At 65.8% G+C, this 17,582-nt stretch carries 15 protein-coding genes; all 15 read right to left on the bottom strand.

Annotated features, from left to right (window positions below):
- Window positions 1-3 precede the first annotated feature (3 nt).
- The gene (locus FHR84_RS20835; protein ID WP_179537238.1) at window positions 4-546 is read right to left on the bottom strand and encodes an acetyl-CoA carboxylase biotin carboxyl carrier protein; all 543 of its coding nucleotides are present in this window, start codon (window positions 544-546) and stop codon (window positions 4-6) included.
- Window positions 543-2,243 (bottom strand): acetyl-CoA carboxylase, carboxyltransferase subunit beta, encoded by a 1,701-nt coding sequence (gene accD, locus FHR84_RS20830; RefSeq protein ID WP_179537237.1) that lies wholly within the window; start codon window positions 2,241-2,243, stop codon window positions 543-545. Before accD ends, FHR84_RS20835 begins: the two co-directional genes overlap by 4 nt.
- Before the next feature lie 45 nt (window positions 2,244-2,288).
- A complete protein-coding gene (locus tag FHR84_RS20825; RefSeq protein ID WP_179537236.1) occupies window positions 2,289-2,537 on the bottom strand; it encodes an acyl carrier protein in 249 nt (82 codons plus the stop codon).
- 128 nt (window positions 2,538-2,665) lie between these two features.
- On the bottom strand, window positions 2,666-3,883 hold the full coding sequence (locus FHR84_RS20820) for a ketosynthase chain-length factor (protein ID WP_179537235.1): 1,218 nt from the start codon (window positions 3,881-3,883) through the stop codon (window positions 2,666-2,668).
- A complete protein-coding gene (locus FHR84_RS20815; protein ID WP_179537234.1) occupies window positions 3,880-5,148 on the bottom strand; it encodes a beta-ketoacyl-[acyl-carrier-protein] synthase family protein in 1,269 nt (422 codons plus the stop codon). The genes FHR84_RS20820 and FHR84_RS20815 overlap by 4 nt, the downstream gene beginning before the upstream one ends.
- 52 nt (window positions 5,149-5,200) lie before the next feature.
- Window positions 5,201-5,530 carry a TcmI family type II polyketide cyclase gene (locus FHR84_RS20810; protein WP_179537233.1) on the bottom strand — a complete coding sequence of 110 codons (330 nt, stop codon included), beginning with the start codon at window positions 5,528-5,530 and terminating at the stop codon, window positions 5,201-5,203.
- A 78-nt stretch (window positions 5,531-5,608) separates the two neighbouring features.
- The gene (locus tag FHR84_RS20805; RefSeq protein ID WP_179537232.1) at window positions 5,609-7,075 is read right to left on the bottom strand and encodes an FAD-dependent monooxygenase; all 1,467 of its coding nucleotides are present in this window, start codon (window positions 7,073-7,075) and stop codon (window positions 5,609-5,611) included.
- Between the two features lie 1,205 nt (window positions 7,076-8,280).
- A complete protein-coding gene (locus FHR84_RS20800) occupies window positions 8,281-9,105 on the bottom strand; it encodes an SDR family oxidoreductase (protein ID WP_179537231.1) in 825 nt (274 codons plus the stop codon).
- Window positions 9,106-9,448: 343 nt separating this feature from the next.
- Entirely contained in the window at window positions 9,449-10,156 is a 708-nt protein-coding gene (locus tag FHR84_RS20795) for an NAD-dependent epimerase/dehydratase family protein (RefSeq protein ID WP_218863554.1), read from the bottom strand.
- Between the two features lie 129 nt (window positions 10,157-10,285).
- Entirely contained in the window at window positions 10,286-11,449 is a 1,164-nt protein-coding gene (locus tag FHR84_RS20790; RefSeq protein ID WP_179537230.1) for a glycosyltransferase, read from the bottom strand.
- Between the two features lie 229 nt (window positions 11,450-11,678).
- Window positions 11,679-12,458 (bottom strand): FkbM family methyltransferase, encoded by a 780-nt coding sequence (locus FHR84_RS20785; protein WP_246300879.1) that lies wholly within the window; start codon window positions 12,456-12,458, stop codon window positions 11,679-11,681.
- A gap of 27 nt (window positions 12,459-12,485) precedes the next feature.
- Window positions 12,486-13,466, bottom strand: coding sequence for a dTDP-glucose 4,6-dehydratase (gene rfbB, locus FHR84_RS20780; protein WP_179537228.1), 981 nt, complete (start codon window positions 13,464-13,466; stop codon window positions 12,486-12,488).
- Between the two features lie 40 nt (window positions 13,467-13,506).
- Window positions 13,507-14,370: a glucose-1-phosphate thymidylyltransferase RfbA gene (rfbA, locus tag FHR84_RS20775; protein ID WP_179537227.1), complete on the bottom strand. Its 864-nt coding sequence runs from the start codon at window positions 14,368-14,370 to the stop codon at window positions 13,507-13,509.
- Between the two features lie 826 nt (window positions 14,371-15,196).
- The gene (locus tag FHR84_RS20770) at window positions 15,197-16,285 is read right to left on the bottom strand and encodes a glycosyltransferase (protein ID WP_179537226.1); all 1,089 of its coding nucleotides are present in this window, start codon (window positions 16,283-16,285) and stop codon (window positions 15,197-15,199) included.
- A gap of 418 nt (window positions 16,286-16,703) precedes the next feature.
- Window positions 16,704-17,531, bottom strand: a complete 828-nt coding sequence (locus FHR84_RS20765) for an SDR family oxidoreductase (RefSeq protein ID WP_179537225.1) — start codon at window positions 17,529-17,531, stop codon at window positions 16,704-16,706.
- Window positions 17,532-17,582 lie beyond the last annotated feature (51 nt).

Genomic DNA, 17,582 nt, shown 5'->3' with positions numbered 1-17,582 from the left:
TCCTCAGTCCTCGTCGACCGAGGTGACGGTGAACAGGGCCTCGCCGTACTCGACGGACTCGCCGTTCGCCTTCAACGGCTCGACGATCCGGCAGGCACGTTCCGCCCGCACCGGGATCATCAGCTTCATGGCTTCGACGATCCCCACCTGCTGTCCCTGCTCCACCGCGTCCCCGGCACGGACGAACGGCTCCGCTCCCGGTTCGGGGGCCTCGTAGTAAACACCGACCGTCGGGGACACCAGGGAGTCGTGCTCCCGGGTGACGGCGTCGCCCCGTTCGGTCACCACGGAGGCTGTATCGCCCGCTTCCATAACGTCGTGACCGGATTCGGACCACTCGATGTCGAAGGAGACGTCTCCCGCTCTGACTCGCAACGAGCGGGGAGAACGCGAAACATCGGCCAGGAAACGAACGGAGTGGTGTCGCACCCGTTCCAACAGTTCATCCAGGAGAACGCGCTTCTCGTACTCCGACCCGGCCGCGGGAACGCCGGTCGACTCGTCGTCGAACTCGCGTTCGAGCCGGTTCATCGCCCGCTGTGTCATTTTCCCTCCTCGTTCTCGTCCGGTTGCGCGGCCGTGGCGCCGAACCGCCTGAACCGCGCCCTCCTCCGCTCCCTGAGGGTCGTCGGGTCCACCGCGGCCAGCCGGTCGACCGCCTCTTCCAGGGCACCCCGCACACGCTCGGCGACGAGCGCGTGGTCGGACTGGCTCCCGTCCTCGGGTTCGGGGATCACCCCGTCCACGATTCCGTGTTCGAGCAGCCGTCTTGAGTCCACTCCCAGGGCGTTCGCCGCTGTTGGAGCCTTCGAGGGATCACTCCACAGAATCGAGGCGCATCCTTCCGGGCTGATCACCGAGTAAACGCCGTTGGAGCAGATCAGCACCTCGTCGGCCACCGCGAGCCCGAGAGCGCCTCCGCTCCCGCCCTCTCCGGTGATCAGGGCGACTATCGGCACCGACAGCCCCGCCATGAGCCTGATGTTCTCGGCGATGGCCACGGCCTGACCGTGTTGCTCGGCCTCCACACCGGGAAAGGCGCCCGGAGTGTCCACGAAGGTGACCACGGGAATCGAGAGTTTCTCCGCCACACGCATCAGACGCGCCGCTTTGCGGTACCCGGCCGGTGTGGCCATGCCGTAGTTGCGGTTCGTCAGCTCCGTGATCGTGTGGCCCTTCTGGTGCCCGAGCACCACGACCGGCCTGTCACCCAGCCGGGCCACGCCGCCGATCAGGGCGGAGCACTCACCGCCGCCCCGGTCCCCGCGCAGCTCCTCGAAATCGTCGAACACCCGCCCGACGTAGTCCAAGGTCGTGGGCCGGTCCAGGTCCCGGGCCCGCTGCACGGTCTGCCAGGCGTCGAGCCGGGGGAGTTCCGCCCCCTCCCGCACGACCACATCGCCGGTCCCGACCGCTTTCGGCCGCCCCGTGCGCCTTCGGCCCGCGGCCAACAACCGCGCCAGAGCCGTCCGCTGCGCGTTCCGCGGACGGATGGCGTCGATCATGCCCTGTTCCAGCAACGACTCGGCCGTCTGGAACCCCTCCGGAAGGGTCTGCCGAATGGTCTGCTCGATCACCCTCGGGCCCGCGAAACCCAGTCGGGCCCCCGGCTCGGCGATGATCACGTCGCACAGCGTCGCGAAGGAGGCCGCGACACCTCCGTAGGTCGGGTCGGTGACCAACGAAACGGTGAGGAGTCCCTCCTCGTCCAGCCTTCCGAGGGCCTGGCTGGTCTTGGCCATCTGCATCAGGGAGAGCGCGCCCTCCTGCATCCGAGCACCGCCCGAAGCCGTCACGAGCAACAACGGGACGCGCCGGTCGGACGCGATCTCGGCGGCACGCGTGATGGCCTCCCCGGTGGCGGATCCGAGGCTCCCGCCGAGGAACCGGAAATCCATCACGGCGGCCGCGACCGGGTGGCCCCGGATGGTGCCGGTGGCCAGCACCACCCCTTCCTCCAACCCGGTCGCGGCACGGGCCTGCTCCAGCCTGGAGGTGTACGGCTTGGTGTCGCTGAAACCGAGAACGTCGACGCTGCGCTCAGCGATGTCCAGCAGTTCCAGCCCCTCCTCGTCGAAGAGCTGCTCGACTCGTGCGTGCGCGGTGAGCCTGTGGTGATGACCGCACTCGGGGCACACGCGCAGGTTCCGCGCCAGTCGTCTGCCGTAGAGCATGTCCCCGCAACCGGGGCACACGGTCCAGTCCGTTTCCTCCCCGGTCCGCCGGGTGGCAGGCTTGGTCATGAAAACCCTCCTCTGACCTGGTCACTCGTGGTCCCGGACGGAAGCTCAGCCACCGTTGACGGCGGAGAGGAGCAAGCGCGGCGTCCGGGCGGAGGTGGCGGTGTCGTCGTCCAGCTCGACCCCGTACTCGCGCTGGATGCGCCCCGCCACCTCCAGAAGCGCCAGCGAGTCGTATCCGAGCTCCTCGAACTCGGTGTCGAGCGAATCGGAACCTATCTCTACTCCGTCCTCGACGCCGGCAGCCTCGGTCAGCACCCTCTTGAGATCGTCGATCGTGATTTCCTGTCCGGACATGTTCCACTGCTCCTTCGTGTGTTGATTCCTCGGGAAAAGGGCCCGTCCACGCGGGCGAGGCCCCGCACGGGAGCCGGGCCTCGCCGCACCGGGAGGCCGGAGAGCGGCCACGTCACCGCTCGGGGAGATCAGTCGGGGCGGCGAACGATCATCGCCGAGTTGAAACCGCCCTGGCCCCTGGCGAGCACCATCGCGGTTCCCAGGTCCGCGGCGCGCGGGGAACCGACCACCAGGTCGAGGGCGTACTCGGGCGCCCCGCTCACGTTGACGGTCGGTGGCACGACCCCGTCCCGGATGGCGAGCACGGCGGCGACGAGATCCAACGCCGCGGCCCCCGAGTACAACCGCCCGGTCATCGTCTTCGGCGCCGTCACCGGAACTCCGTACTCCCCGAACAGCTCCGTGATCACCTCGGCCTCGACGCGGTCCAGCTCGGGGACGGCCGCTGCGTCGGCGAACACCGCGTCCACCTCGTCCGGCCCGACGGACGCGTCCCGCAGAGCCAGTTCCACGGCACGCCGCAGCCCCGGCTCGCGGCCGCTGCCCGGCGGAGGGTCCAGAGTGGCCCCGTATCCGGCGACCTCCGCGTAGACGTCGTCCGCCCCGCGGCGACGTGCGGCTTCGCGGTCCTCCACCAGCAGGATCGCCCCGCCCTCCCCCGGGACGTGACCGGCTGCTTCGGAGTCGAAGGGCAGATAAGCCCGCTCCGCGTCGTTCACCGGACTCAGCCGCCCACCGGCCATCTGGGCCACCCAGCCCCACGGACAGATCGACCCGTCCACGCCCCCGGAAACGACCAGCTCGACCCCCTTGCGGATCTGCCTGCGGGCCTGAGCGACGGCGTCGAGCCCACCGGCCTGGTCGCTGACCACGACCCCGCTCGGACCGCGCATGCCGTTGCGGATCGAGATCTGGCCCGTGTTGACCGCGTAGAACCACGCGAACGACTGGTAGGCGCTGACGTACTCGTTTCCCTTGGCGCACAGGTTCTGCAGCTCCCGGTGCCCGAACTCGAATCCGCCGGAAGAGCTCGCCGTGACCACTCCCATGTCGAACTCGGACAGCTCCTCCGGCACCACCCCGGCGTCGGCGATCGCCCAATCGGCCGCCACCAGGGCCAACCGGGTCATGTGATCGGTCTGCGGGATCAGCTTCCTCGGGAGGTGCTCGGTCGGCTCGAAACCGGGGACCTCACCGGCCAGTCTGGAGGGATACTGCTCCGGGTCGAACCGGCTGACCACGTCGATGCCGCTGCGTCCCTCCAGCGTCGCCGACCAGTAATCCCGGGTGCCCAAACCGTTGGGCGCGGTGACTCCGACCCCTGTTATCACCACCGGCGCACTCAAGAACTCCTCCGATCCGCTCCGGTCAGCACCATCGCGCTCTGGAACCCGCCGAAACCACTTCCCACGGTCAGCACCGCACGGGTGCGTTGCTCCCGGGCCGTCAACGGCACGTAGTCCAGATCGCACTCGGGGTCGGGCTCGTGCAGGTTCGCGGTCGGCGGTACGACGTCGTTGTCGATGGCCAGCGCGGAAGCCGCTATCTCGACGGAGCCGATCGCCCCGAGCGAGTGCCCCACCATGGACTTGATGGAACTGACCGGAACCCTGTAGGCGTGCTCGCCCAGACTCCTCTTGAACGCGGCGGTCTCGTGGCGGTCGTTCTGCTTGGTGCCCGATCCGTGCGCGTTGACGTAGTCGATGTCGGTCGGGTCCAGGCCGCCCTCGTTCAGCGCGATCCTGACGGCTTCGGCCATCTCCCGCCCGTCCGCGCGCAACCCCGTCATGTGGAAGGCGTTGCAACGCGAGGCGTACCCGGCTATCTCGGCGTAGACCGTGGCTCCGCGCCGTCGGGCGCTTTCCAGGTCCTCAAGCACGAACATCGCCGCGCCCTCACCGAGCACGAAACCGCTGCGAGTTCCGTCGAAGGGCCGCGAAGCGTGCTCCGGATCGTCGTTGCGCGGCGTCGTCGCCTTGATCGCGTCGAAGCACGCCGAAGTGATCGGCGATATCGGGGCGTCCGTGGCCCCGGCGATCATCACGTCGGTCGTCCCCTCCCGAATCAGGTCACAGGCGTAACCGACCGAGTCCAGCCCGGAGGTGCATCCCGCGGAAACGACCGCGGCCGCCCCCTCGGCACCCACCGACCAGGCGACCTCCGTGGCGATCGAGCTGGGAACGAGATGGTTGTACAAATGCGGGACCGCGTACTCGTGATCCACCAACCACGAGTCACCGTCGTTGCTGACGACGCGGTACTCCTGCTCCAGCCCCATGGTCGCGCCCACGGCGCTTCCCACGGTCACACCGGTGCGGTGCGGGTCGAACTCCCGGTCCTCCAGACCGCTGTCCGTCATCGCTTCCCGGGTCGCGACGACCGCCAGCTGAGTGGCACGGTCCATGCGACGTGTTTCCTGCGGCTTCAGCCCGTGCTCCGCACCATCGAAGTCGATCTCGGCCGCGACCTGGGAACGAAAGGGGGAGGGGTCGAACAGGGATATTCTCCTGGTGGCCGTCCGCCCCTCGGTCAACAACTTCCAGAACGCCTTCGTCCCCGTCCCACCCGGTGCGAGCACGCCCATTCCGGTGATCACGACTCGCCGGTTCAAGACAGTCCTCCCTCGTGCGAGGACGGGCAGCCCTCCCGGATCCCCGTTCCGGTCATTCCGAGTCCTCCCAGTAGTAGAAGCGGGTCGCCATGGCGTCCGAGGGAGACCGCCAGGTCTCCGGGTCGTAGGCTCCGATGAAGGGCTTCAGGTCGTTGCTGATGGCCACGAAACGCGGGTCGCTCTTGGCGCGCTCGATCGCTTCGCCGCCGTCGTCGGAGTCGAAGTCCTGGAGGTGGAAGTACAACCCTCTGTAGGAGAACAGCTGACGACGCCGCGTCCCCATCACACGGGGCATCTCCGTGCTGTCGAACTCCGTGAAGAGCCCGGCCACGTCCTGACTGGCGGACGGGTCCATCCGCGCCACTATCAACGTGCTGTACATGCTGGTTCTCTCCGTTCGTGATCGTTCGGAAAAATCGAGAAGCACACCGGTGGAGGCGCAGTCGCCGACGGCGGCGGATCACGCCGGGGAACCGAACCAGCGCCGCAGCGCCGCACCCAGTTCCCCTCCACCCGGGGTCGCCCACACGACGTGGCCGTCCGGTCGCACCAGGACGGCGTCGGTGTCCTTCGTGAAGAAGTCCCGGTCCGCGTCTTCGGCGGACTCGGCCGCGACGACGTCGACGCGGTCCGCCCATCCGGAGACGGACTCGCGAATCCCCGCGTCGCCGCCGTGCAACAGCAGTCCCCTGCCCGAGCGCAGCAGCTCCGCGGTGCTGGTGACTCCGGATCCGGTCAGCAGCTTTCGCGGTGGTAGCCGCTTGCCCAGCAACGGGTGGTCCCCCGGTCCCACCTCGTAGGTGATGTCCAAGCCGCTGACCATGCCGGCGAGATACCGGGCCACCTCACCGTGCTCGAGCAGCTCGGCGAAGATCTCGCGCAACGGCCGCATGTGCTCACCAGTCAGGTAGAGCAGCCCCTGAGCGCGCGTGTTCCGCAGCAACCGCACACCCACCGCGTGGCGCTCCTCGTGGTAGGTGTCCAGCAAACCGTTCGGTGCCCACCCGTTGAGGACGGCGGCGAGCTTCCACCCGAGGTTCACGGCATCCTGCACCCCAACGCTGAGCCCCTGGCCTCCCGCGGGCAGGTGAACATGGGCGGCGTCACCCGCCAGCAGCACGCGCCCCCTCCGGTACTCCGCGGCCTGGCGAGCGGCGTCGCTGAAGGCACTGACCCACAGCGGTGTCGCGTCGTGGATGTCCTCCCCGGTCAAGCGTTCCCACGCAGCGGCGACCTCCGAGAAGTCCGGGGGTTCGGTGCGCTGTTTGGGCGGGGTCCCCCGTTCGCACACGATGATGCGGTCGACGTCGTCCTCCAGGGGAGCGGCCATCACCATGCCGCCGGTCACCTTCTCGCCCAGGAAGCGCGAGCGCAGCCCCATCCCCCGCACGTCGCCGAGAAACATCTCCAGGGTCGGTTCGCTGCCGGGGAAGTCGATCCCGGTCTTCTTGCGCGTGGTGCTGCGCCCGCCGTCGCACCCAACCAGGTACGAGGCACGCAGCCGCTCCGCGCCCTGTGGGCCCTCGAAGTCGACGTCCACCCCGGAACCGTCGTCGGTGAGATCGACGAGCTCGCACCCCCGCCGCACCTCGGCCCCCAGCTCGGTGGCCCACTCCTCCAGAACGGCCTCGGTGCGCGCCTGGGGGATCCCCCGGGCACCGAAGTGCCCGTCCTCCAGAACCCCGAAGTCCAGCTCGATCCCGCCGAAGTGCCCGGAAGTGCTGGTCGCCACGCTGTCGAAGCGGGACAGCAGGCCCCGTTGATCGAGCACTTCCATGGCACGGGCGGTGAACCCGAGCCCGCGGGACTGTCCGGTGGGCTCTCGAAGCCGCTCCAGAACCGTCACCGGAACCCCGGAGAGCCGCAGCTCCCCGGCGAGCATCAAGCCGGTCGGACCCGCTCCCACGATAATCACGGAATTTTCCACAAAAACCTCCATCGGAGTCCGCGCCCGCCAAGCGGGGGCAGATTCTTTCCCGTACCTTCCGAAAGCGGCACTCCGCGTGAACTGCACGAAAAGGCCGAAGGAAACGCGAACCCCCTGCTCCGCACCCTCCCGAATAAAACCCGGAAAGAATCGAAAGGCCCCGCGGACCGGAGCGCCGCGGGGCCGTTGAAAAGAGCCCCCCTCCCCGCGAAAATCGGGGCGACGAAGCAGGGGAAAGGAAAAGCACGACCACGGAAAGCGCGGCCGGAGCACCCGGACCCCAGAAGCGGAGACCCCGACTACACGGGATCTCCATCCTGGTTCCCAGTTTCTTCGCCACACCGTCCTCTCGTCAACGGTGCCGCGGGAAAACTTTCACAAGAAAAAGCAATAACTACGCAAGATCGCGCATGTGACCCTCCCGGAAGCGGCGCCCCGGGGGGGACGTGGCCCACGGTGGTGCGGGCGCCCACCACGGACGCACGGCCGGGCGGAGCGCCTCCCACCGGTTCGGGGCGAGCCCCGGACGGAGCACAGGTGCGGCGGGGTGGTGAGCAAGTGTCACCGTTCGACACGCGAGGTCACCGCTCGGAGCGGTTTCCGGTCGCTGCCGAGCAGTGACTCCTGCCTCACACGCGGGTCAGCCCCCGCCGGAAACCCTTTGCCCAACAGCGGGTTCACCGAGACCGGCACCACGAGTACCGCGAAAGCGAGCGCGTGGGCGGTGATGCCCCGGGGGCGGCCCGTCGCCGAGATGCCGCGGTCTTGCCGGGCGGCAGCAGAGCGACGTTGACGATCGTGGCGTCCAGTGTGATCAGCAGGTGTGCCAGCGCTGTTACCACCAGCCCCCACCAGCGCCTGTGGTCACCACCTCGAGCGTCGGCACGGGCAGCGGTCTGGCCAACGAAACCTCGCGAACCGCGAAGCGGGTGACGCGCACTCACGCGATGAGTGCGCGTCACCGGTCGGGAAACGAACACCCGAGAACGAGGCCCGAGCCCCCACGAACACGCATCCACGCCGGCCGGTCGAAACCACCGACGAAGAGTTCGCCGGAGTTCCCGGACTTTCCGAAACCGTCTCGAACGAGGTCCGCGCGGGGCACGGGGCCAGTCACGTCGCGTGCTGGCAACGCTCCTGTCGTCCTCCGGGCGGCGAAGTGACCCTCCTTCCTGCGGATGACGATCACCACGGCGGGAAACCGTTCACCGGAAAAGGTGCGCATTCTCCGCGGCCCACTGCCCGAAGCTCCGGGCCGGGCTGCCGGTGATCCGCTCCACGGTGTCGGTCACCCCGGGGCTTTCCAGGGAGCAGACCCCGGGAACCATCAAGCCGGCCGTAGTTTCGTCCGGCGCCTGCTCGGAGAGCCGCTCCAGTTCCCGCTGGTCCTGCCGCTCCTCGTAGCCGAGTTCGCGCCCGAGAGCCTCGCCCAGGGCACGCACCTTGTCCCGCGGTGTCAGCTCCTCGGGCCCGGTCAACGGGTAGGTCTGCCCGCCGTGCCCCTCCTCCGTCAACGCGTGCGCCGCCAGCGAGGCGATGTCGGCGGGATGGACGGCGGGAGACGGCAGCCCCGCCGTCGGAGGACGCACCACGCCCTCGACACGTACCTCCTCCGCCCACGCCGTCACGTTCGAGGCGTACTCCCAGGGGCGCAGCACGGTCTCCTCGAGATCGCTCTCCCGTACGAGCCGTTCCGCCTCCAGCGAACCCCGTCCGATGGCGGAATCCGGATGTGTCCGGGCCAGGAACGTGGACACCAGCACGACTCGTTTCACGCCGGCGGCCGAGGCCCTGCCGAGCACGCCGGAAAGGTCTCCCGTCGTCCCCAGGACGAAGAAACCGGTAACCCCGTCGAAAACCTCCCCGAGGGATTCCGGGGCCTCGAGGTCCCCTTCCACGATCTCCACTCCGGCAGGCACGCTGGCCCGGCTCGGCTCCCGGGTCATCGCCCGCACCGCGAAACCGGACTCGTGCAGCTGGCGCACCAGGTGGCCACCCACGTTCCCGGTCGCCGACGTCACCAGAATCATCGAATTTCCCCCATCGGTCTCGGTGATCGGTCCCAGCAACACCCGACACCGTGATACTTCGAGCCAACTGGAAGTCAACGGACGGTGATATCGATCACAAGCACCGTTTCCGGTCGCCGGAGCTGCAGCGGTGCGACAACACCCCTCTTCCGGGGAGGAGAGGGGAACACCCTCCTCCCGGGGTCCGCCGGACCCGTGCTTCGGCCGTACGGCCCCTCCGAGGAGCGACACGTGCGGAACAGCCACGCACCGATGAACCTCCTCCACACCGCCGAATCGATCGCGGAACACGAGGCAGGAACCATCACCCGACGTCACACGCTCGTACAACCGTCCTGCGCGATCACCACGTCGACAGGTACCGATCGAGCAACAGGGACAAGTACCCGGGACCGAATCCGAACTCCTCGAACTCCGGAACATACTCACGGATCTTGCCGACACTCACCGAGGCGTTCTCCGTCGGTGACTCGACCACACTCTTGCTCGCGACCACGCCCAAAGAACTCTCCAACTCCCCAACTATCTCCTCCACCGAGTACGAAAAACCGGAAGCCAGGTTGAAAACTTCACCTGAAACACCTTTTTCCAGAAGCCTGTCAAGGATGCTCACCATGTGCTCGGCGTCGATCAGGTCCCGTACCGCTCCCCTGTGCAACGTGACCGCACCGGCGCGAACCTGGTTCGCGAGGGCCGGCATCAGCTGGTACTTCCGCTGCCCGCTCCCCACGACGTGACTCACTCGTAGTGCCAGCCAGTCCGCACCCGACGTGGCCAACACGCGCTCGAGTCCCAGTTTGTGGCGCCCGTACGCCGTGGAGGGAAACACCGCTCCCTCCTCCGTTCCTGGCGAATCCGTCGCACCGTACATTCCTGCCGAGGCGGTGGAGAAGAACACGACCGTACGCCCCTGTGCCCGGCACCTGCGTAATGCTTCGTACACGAGAGTGGCTTCTCTGTCGAACTCCTCCGCCGAAGTGGTCCCCACATTCGTCACACCGGCCGCGATCACGGTCACGTCCGGGTGCCTGTCACCGATATTCAAGTTCAAGTGTCGCGCAAGGAATCCTCTGCCTATAATTTCCACAGCCATCTCCCGGCCAACTCTGGGTATTCACCATCAGAATTCGAGAAGCACGAACAACGGATCCACGAGGGCGGGACGAGGAGAACCTCCCCGTCACGAGAAGATCTCCGTCATCCGGTGCACGACGTCATGCGGGCTCATCCCACCCGCCATCTCTCGCGATATCACATCGCTGACCTGCGAATACCCTGGCGTGTTCAAGATGCGCCGAAGCTCTCTCCCGACTCGTGCCTCGTCCACCTCGAACAGGGGGATGCTCAACCCGGCACCGCACTCGTCGACGACCTGGGCGTTGTAGACGCGGTCCCCTCCATGTGGAACGACCACCTGCGGAACGCCGGCCGCGAAAGCGGCGAACGTGCTCCCCATGCCCCCGTGATGGACAATCGACGAACTGCTCGACAGAAGCGCGGGAATCGGGAGCCAACCGACCATTCGCACGTTGTCAGGAATCTTTTCCGGCATCCCCGGAAGGTCGGACCGAGCGGACATCAGGACGAGTTCGACGTCCATGTCCCCCGCACCACGGACTATTTCCGAGAGCACATCACCGTCCCCGACGGTGGAAGGCATCGATCCCAGAGTCACCACTACCCGTGGCCGTGCGCTCTCCTCGACCAACCAACTCGGAAGCTCCGCTCCGCCGTTTTCGGGCAGGTAACGCATACGCAGGGCATCGGCGTTCTCCTGTCCCTGCATCGAGTCCGGTGTCATGGACGCGGCTTCCACCGTGGGCGGACTTATGCTGATCTCGAGGTCCGGATCTCGGGGCAGCGCTGTCACTCCCCAGCCACTCGCCGTATCCAGCAGCTGCTCCATGGCAGGCATGAGTGTCGGACGCCGCAACCCAAAACCGTGCAGGACGCTGTGGATACCGCATATTTTCGCGGCGAGCAGTCCAGCCGGGAAAGCGGGAGGGTAGACGATCGCGTCCGCCCGCCACGCCTTGGCCGTCCGCACCAGTCCGTCCAGCATGAGCTCACTCATCTCTCCGAAACGGGTGGCGACCTCCACCATGAGCTCCGGAGGAGCGAGCTCGGACTCCTTGACCGTTTCCGCAAGCTGCTCGTACGGCCGGTCGACCCCTTGCCCACGAGCTATGTCCACTGTGTGGAGCCCGGCGCCGGTGGCGGCCGACACCGTGGCTCCACTGGTGGCCACGAGCACCTCGTGCCCGCTGGTACGCGCGGCATGGGCCAGGGGGGTCATCGGATACAGATGGGCCATTCCCGGCGGAGAAGTAAACAGAAGTCGCAATGACAGCTCCTCACCAAGATCGGTACAGAAACCGGAGTCGGTCGCACCGACCGGACGACAAAAACGGGAAAGTCCGCGATAAAGTACACATCGACGGACGCGCGAAACCGAACCAAGAAAAAAGAACAGCGCTGGATCGGCACGATCAAAACGGCGCTCCAGGCGCGGGAGCGCCCAACGAGAAAATCCTTCCGGCACCGCCGGAAGGTGAAATCATCGGTTCATCGCTTCATTTTTTCGCCAGCACGGTGTACACGCTTCCGCCTTCGAAAACACTGTCCTGGGAAGTCTCCAACCGAAACCCTCTCGACCGGAGCAGATCACTGACACGTCGCAGGTTGTCATCGACGTCGTGAACCTCCATAACGATGTTGCGAATCATTCGGTAATCAGATTCGCTTATCCCAAGGAGGACATCGAGCTCGGAACGCTCCACGTCGACCTTCAGCAAACCGACCCTGGTCACACCGCGCTCGGCGAATATGTCGCTGAGCGTCCTGATCGGCACCGTGACATGCTGTGAGCCACTTCGCGACCTGTCCCAGTACGCGACACGTGCCGACTCCTCGAGGCCGATATTGCTCAAAATGGTGTCCAAATTGAGCTTGTCATCCTCGTCGTCCACGTGCAGGGTCGCCATCGTGGTTTGGTGCGGGTAGTAGGTGAGCTGTGCCTCCCCGGAGCGGGATCCAACAGCAGTTTGAACGCACACACCGCTCTTCAGGTGCCGCCCAAAATTTTCTTCGAGGCACAAGAAGGACTGCGGTGCGGGTTCACAAGCGATTACTTCAACCTCGCTCGACTGGTCGGAGAAGTACAGCGAAGTGACACCGAAGTGGGCCCCGACGTCGACTACTGTTTCACCGGGCTCGAGCGACTCCGCGGCCGCGGAGTACGTCGTACCGTCGAGGATCTCTCGCCAGACCGCGTCCGCGTCATCAGCATTTGTGCAAAGCAACTCACGTCCGTCCGGAAGGGTGAATGTTTCCAGCGCGGACTCCGAACTCATGTTCACGATGCCTCCTGGGTATTTCGTTTACGATTTCGCACGCTTGAGCGGGGCCCACCATTCCTGGTTCTCCCGGTACCAGCGAACTGTTTCGGACAATCCCTCTGAAAAACTCACGCGCGGGCAGTACCCGAGTTCGCCACGAATCTTTCCGCTGTCCACCGAGTAACGCCAGTCGTGACCGAGCCTGTCCGGGACCCGAGTGATCATCGACCGGTCTTCCCCCAAAGCCTCGAGCAACCGTTCGGTGAGTTCTCGGTTGCTCAGCTCGGTTCCTCCACCTATATTGTAGACCTCTCCCGGCCTTCCGCTCTCCGCAACTAGTTGAACACCCGCGCAGTGGTCATCGACGTGTAGCCAGTCACGAACATTTGTGCCGTCCCCGTACAGCGGGACCGGAACACCTTCCAACAGGTTCGTGATGAACAGCGGTACGACCTTCTCCGGAAACTGGTAGGGCCCATAGTTGTTGGAGCACCGCGTGATGCAAGCGGGCAAACCGTACGTCCGGTTGAAAGCCATCACCATCAGATCGGAGCTCGCTTTCGAAGCCGAGTACGGAGACCTGGGGTCCAGTGGCTCCTCCTCCGTCCAGCTGCCCGATTCGGCGCTGCCGTACACCTCGTCCGTCGACACGTGGACGAATTTATCCACCTCGGCGCGCAAAGCCTCTTGAAGCAGGTTCTGCGTACCCAGAACATTGGTCTCGACAAAACCCTTCGATCCTTTGATCGAATTGTCTACATGCGATTCCGCGGCAAAGTTCACGACAACATCGGCATCACGCATCGCGCTACGCACGACGGCGGGGTCGCAAATATCTCCTCGGACGAAGTGAAACCGGTCGCTGCCCTCCACCGGAGCGAGGTTCTTTCGGTTCCCCGCGTACGACAGCTTGTCCAAAACGGTTACCCCCGCTCCGTCGAAGGACGGGTACTCCCCTTGGAACAGCTTTCGCACGTAGTTCGAACCTATAAATCCTGCCCCTCCTGTGACCAGAATATTCATTTTGATTTCCTTTTCCGGTGCGCCGCGCACCCGTTGACCACTACCCGGCCAGTTCCATTATGTACCGACCGTACTCCGACTTGTTCAGACGCAGCCCCATTCGATAACAGGACTCCTGGTCGATGAATCCCATGCGGAAGGCGATTTCCTCGATGCAAGCGATTCGCACCCCTTGACGCACCTCCAGAGCCCTGACGTACTGACCAGCCTCGATAAGCGCTTCCGGGGTGCCGGTGTCGAGCCAGGCGAAACCACGTCCGAGATCGACCAGCCGCGCCTTTCCTCGTTCCATGTACATCCGGTTCACATCGGTGATTTCCAGCTCCCCCCGCGAGGAGGGCCGCAGCTCCTCCACCATGGACACGACGTCGTTGTCATAGGCGTACAACCCGGTTATGGCACGGTTCGAACGTGGTTTCTCGGGCTTTTCCTCGATCGAAACGATTCGTCCGTGCGAGTCCACTTCCCCGACACCGTAGCGCTCCGGGTCGTGCACCGGGTACCCGAAAAGAACACACCCGTCGATCGAATCCAGGTTCTGCTTCAGGGACCACGAGAAGCCCGGGCCGTGGAAAATATTGTCCCCGAGTATCAACGCCACCGAGTCCCCACCTATGTGTTCGGAACCGATCGCCAGGGCGTCAGCTATCCCTCTCGGTTTTTCCTGCGTCGCATAGCTTATGGAAATACCAAGTGATTCACCGTCCCCGAGCAGCGCGCTGAAATTTTTCACGTCTCCCGGGGAGGTTATGATCAGAATATCCCGGATCCCCGCAAGCATGAGCACTGAAAGCGGGTAGTAGATCATCGGTTTGTCGTAGACCGGGACGAGCTGTTTGGAAACAGCGTGAGTTATCGGGTGAAGACGTGTTCCGCTGCCCCCGGCAAGTATGATCCCCTTCATTCTAAACCTCTCTGCACGACAGTGCTGTCACAGCCTTTTACGACAATTTTGCGACCGCGGGAAGAAGTCACTCGACAAACCGGTCACACCCTGGTGAACAACCGTATAAAGCACCTCGGAGGACAGCTGCCGCCGATCAATTTTCCGGGCACGGCAGGTCCTCCGAACAAGGTCCCCCGCCCTTTTCCGAGCAGTGCGCTGTTCGGCTGCGTCCGTCCGGCCGCCTACGGGCACGGATCCGGAACAGCACCGTGCGTCCCGGGGAGTTTTCCGTCCCCCGAAGAAGTGCACTGATTCCGGGAGTCCACCGGAAAACACGTTCCACTGGGAGGGACGACCGGGCCCGGGACCGATCGGATTCGAACGACCGGGTGCGAGCGGTAGCGCACTCACCGGGCGCGCGGGACCGGTCCTCGACCACAGCGGCCTCGGCAGCGGGCAGTCACGTACCGGACGCACGGTCGGTGCCCTCGTCGTTCGACATGTCCCCGCCGACAACCGGTCACCGGCCCCGCTACGTATCGGTGGGGCCCTCCGCACCGGGCACGGCGGTCACGCTCGTCAGCATCCGGCACTCGTCCTCGGTCCCCGCGATCGACTACCGAGCACACTCCTCCGGGGCCACCGGGCGGTCGAACGTCCCCGGAGCGGCCGCGGAGGAGCCCGCCACCCCGCTCCGCTACGGAGCGCCCGTCACGTCGAGTCAGCTCCCGCTCGAGGTCCGCCGGACGAGGGACTCCGGGCACCGCTTACCGAACGCACCGCTCCGTCAACCCACCGGAGCAGAGGGAGCAGTGCGCTGTTCGTCCCGTCCAACCACAGCGGGTCAGACGAGGATCTCCGAGTCGAGCCGGGAGATCACGCTCTCCGGACCTGGCATCGAAGCCATCTCCTCCGCGACCTCAGTACTCGCCGCACGGTATCCGGGGTCTTCGAAGACCTCCCGGAGTTTGTCGGCGACGTCGGCCGACGTCGTCTCGGAGAGCGACAGCGCGCGACCACAACCACGCCGCTCCACGGCCGTCGCGTTATCCAGCCGGTCCCCGCCGTGCGGAACGACGAGTTGCGGCACACCGGCACGAAGCGCGGTGAAAGTCGATCCCGAGCCACCGTGGTGGACTACCGCCTGACATGTCGCCAGCAGCATGTTGAGCGGCAACCAGTCGACGACGCGGACGTAGTCCGGCAGGGGTTTCGGCAACGCCGGGAGGTCCATGCTCGCGGAGGTGAGGACGATTTCCACCCCCAAGTTCTCCGCACCGCGGATGATCCGGGTCAACAGCTCACCCTCGCGGACCGTCGACGACATCGAACCTAGGGTGACCGCGACACGAGGTTTGTCCGTGCTGGTGAGCGACCACCAGGGCAATTCGGCTCCCCCGTTGTACGAGCCGTACCTCATCGGAAGCGCCCCGGGAACCGGCTCCGGTTCGACCGAGCTCGGGCTCACGTTGATTTCGACGTCGGGTTCCTTCTCCGAATCCGCCGTCCGTGGTCCACCGTCAGTGCTCTCGAGGTTCTCCAGAGCAGGTAGCAGCGTGGGACGCCGGAAGCCGATCCCGTGCATCACAGCACGGATCCCCGCAACGCGCGCCGCGACGAGGCCTGCGGGGAACGCGGGGGGGTAGACCACCGCATCCGCTCCCCACTCCTCGGCCGCTCGGACAAGGCCGTCCAGCATGAGTTCGCTGATCTCTCCGAACCTCCCGAACACCTCGCGGACGAGGTCCTCGGTCGCGGTCCCCTCGTTCATGATCGCCTCGCCGAGGCGGAAGTAAGGGGCGGCGACCTGCTTGTCCGGAGCAACATCGAGCGTGGGGAGACCGGCGTGGACCGAGGCCTCCACTGTGGGCCCACTCGTTCCGCTCAGGACGTGATGCCCGGCGACGAGCGCGGAGTGTGCCAGCGGGACCATCGGGAAAAGGTGACCATAACCGGGAGGTGTGGCAAACAGAAGACGCATAACGCTCCGTACCTCGTGCAATCGACGTGAATGTAACAACGGTGGTTCGTGGCGGGTTTCGTCGCGGAACCGGCCGTGAGGCGCGGCGAGGTCCTGAAGGTTCCGCTGAAGACTGACGAGAGCTCCGCCACGGTGGGGACGCAGCGGAAATCCTTCCGGAACCGTCTTACCAAGCGCGGGATCAGTTCCGCCGCGGAAGGAAACATCGCTGAGGTTCGGACCTCACGGCCGCGCCGGCGCGAGGAATTCGCTGGTTGGAACGGACGACGAGATCAGTCGGGTCCGGAATGACGGGACAACCGCCGCGTTCCTGTTCCGAATCCGTGGCACAGGAACGCGGCGGTTGAAAACAGCAGGTCACACCCGGGGTTCACCGAAAGGAATCGGCGTGGTCGGCCGCCCATTGCTCGAATGTTCGCGGCGGCGCTCCGGTCACGTCCTCCACAGCGGTCCGGATTCCGGGCCCCTGATCGTCACCGGAATCATTCTCGACCATCGACTCGGCCACTTCAGCCGGCATGAACTGCTTCAGCCTTTCGCGTTCCTCCTCCACGGTCATCTCCTCGAAAACGAGGTCGCGTCCCAGCACCCGACCGATGCTGTGAACCCGCTCGCGCGGAGTGACCTCGGCAGGCCCGGTGAGCGAATAGATCCGCTCCTCGTGAGTCCGCTCGGTAAGAACCCGGCCCGCCACCGAAGCGATGTCCGCGGGGTCGATCACCGGCGAACCCGCGTCCCCACCGGCGGCGCGCACCACACCCTGCTCGCGAATCGCCTGCGCCCACCACAACGCGTTCGAGGCGAACTCCCAGGGGCGCAGGATCGTCCAGGACATCCCGCTGTCCCGCACCACCTGCTCGCCCTGGATCGCCCCACCGCCGATCGGCGAGTCGGGATGTGTCTCCGCGAGCAGCGACGAGACCATCACCACGTGCTTGACGCCGGCCTCCCGGGCGGACCGCAGAACAGCCTCCGTATCCTCGTTGCCCGTCTGGAGCAGAAAGAGCGATTCCACGCCCTCCCAGGCCGGACGCAGCGATTCGGGCTGCCCCAGGTCTCCCTCGACCACGTCGACCCCGGACGGAACGACCGCCCGCTTCGCGTCCCTTGTCAGCGCACGCGCCGGAACCCCCTGTTCCGCGAGCTGACGGACCAACACACTGCCGATGTTGCCGGTGGCACCAGTCACCAAGATCATCGGTACACCTCCGCGAACCAATCGAGAATCATTCCCACGAGGGCCGAACAG

This window comes from Actinopolyspora biskrensis (genome assembly GCF_013408175.1).
Lineage (GTDB): Bacteria > Actinomycetota > Actinomycetes > Mycobacteriales > Pseudonocardiaceae > Actinopolyspora > Actinopolyspora biskrensis.
Note: the sequence above shows the minus strand (reverse complement) of the source record. Positions and strands in the feature narration are given on the sequence as shown.

What these genes read in the sequence shown, in the direction of transcription:
- accD (WP_179537237.1), bottom strand. Translation starts at nt 2,243, where the DNA reads ATGACCAAGCCTGCCACCCGGCGGACCGGGGAGGAAACGGACTGGACC.
- rfbB (WP_179537228.1), bottom strand. Translation starts at nt 13,466, where the DNA reads ATGAATATTCTGGTCACAGGAGGGGCAGGATTTATAGGTTCGAACTAC.
- FHR84_RS20765 (WP_179537225.1), bottom strand. Translation starts at nt 17,531, where the DNA reads ATGATCTTGGTGACTGGTGCCACCGGCAACATCGGCAGTGTGTTGGTC.
- FHR84_RS20800 (WP_179537231.1), bottom strand. Translation starts at nt 9,105, where the DNA reads ATGATTCTGGTGACGTCGGCGACCGGGAACGTGGGTGGCCACCTGGTG.
- FHR84_RS20825 (WP_179537236.1), bottom strand. Translation starts at nt 2,537, where the DNA reads ATGTCCGGACAGGAAATCACGATCGACGATCTCAAGAGGGTGCTGACC.
- FHR84_RS20770 (WP_179537226.1), bottom strand. Translation starts at nt 16,285, where the DNA reads ATGGTCCCGCTGGCACACTCCGCGCTCGTCGCCGGGCATCACGTCCTG.
- rfbA (WP_179537227.1), bottom strand. Translation starts at nt 14,370, where the DNA reads ATGAAGGGGATCATACTTGCCGGGGGCAGCGGAACACGTCTTCACCCG.
- FHR84_RS20810 (WP_179537233.1), bottom strand. Translation starts at nt 5,530, where the DNA reads ATGTACAGCACGTTGATAGTGGCGCGGATGGACCCGTCCGCCAGTCAG.
- FHR84_RS20835 (WP_179537238.1), bottom strand. Translation starts at nt 546, where the DNA reads ATGACACAGCGGGCGATGAACCGGCTCGAACGCGAGTTCGACGACGAG.
- FHR84_RS20785 (WP_246300879.1), bottom strand. Translation starts at nt 12,458, where the DNA reads ATGAGTTCGGAGTCCGCGCTGGAAACATTCACCCTTCCGGACGGACGT.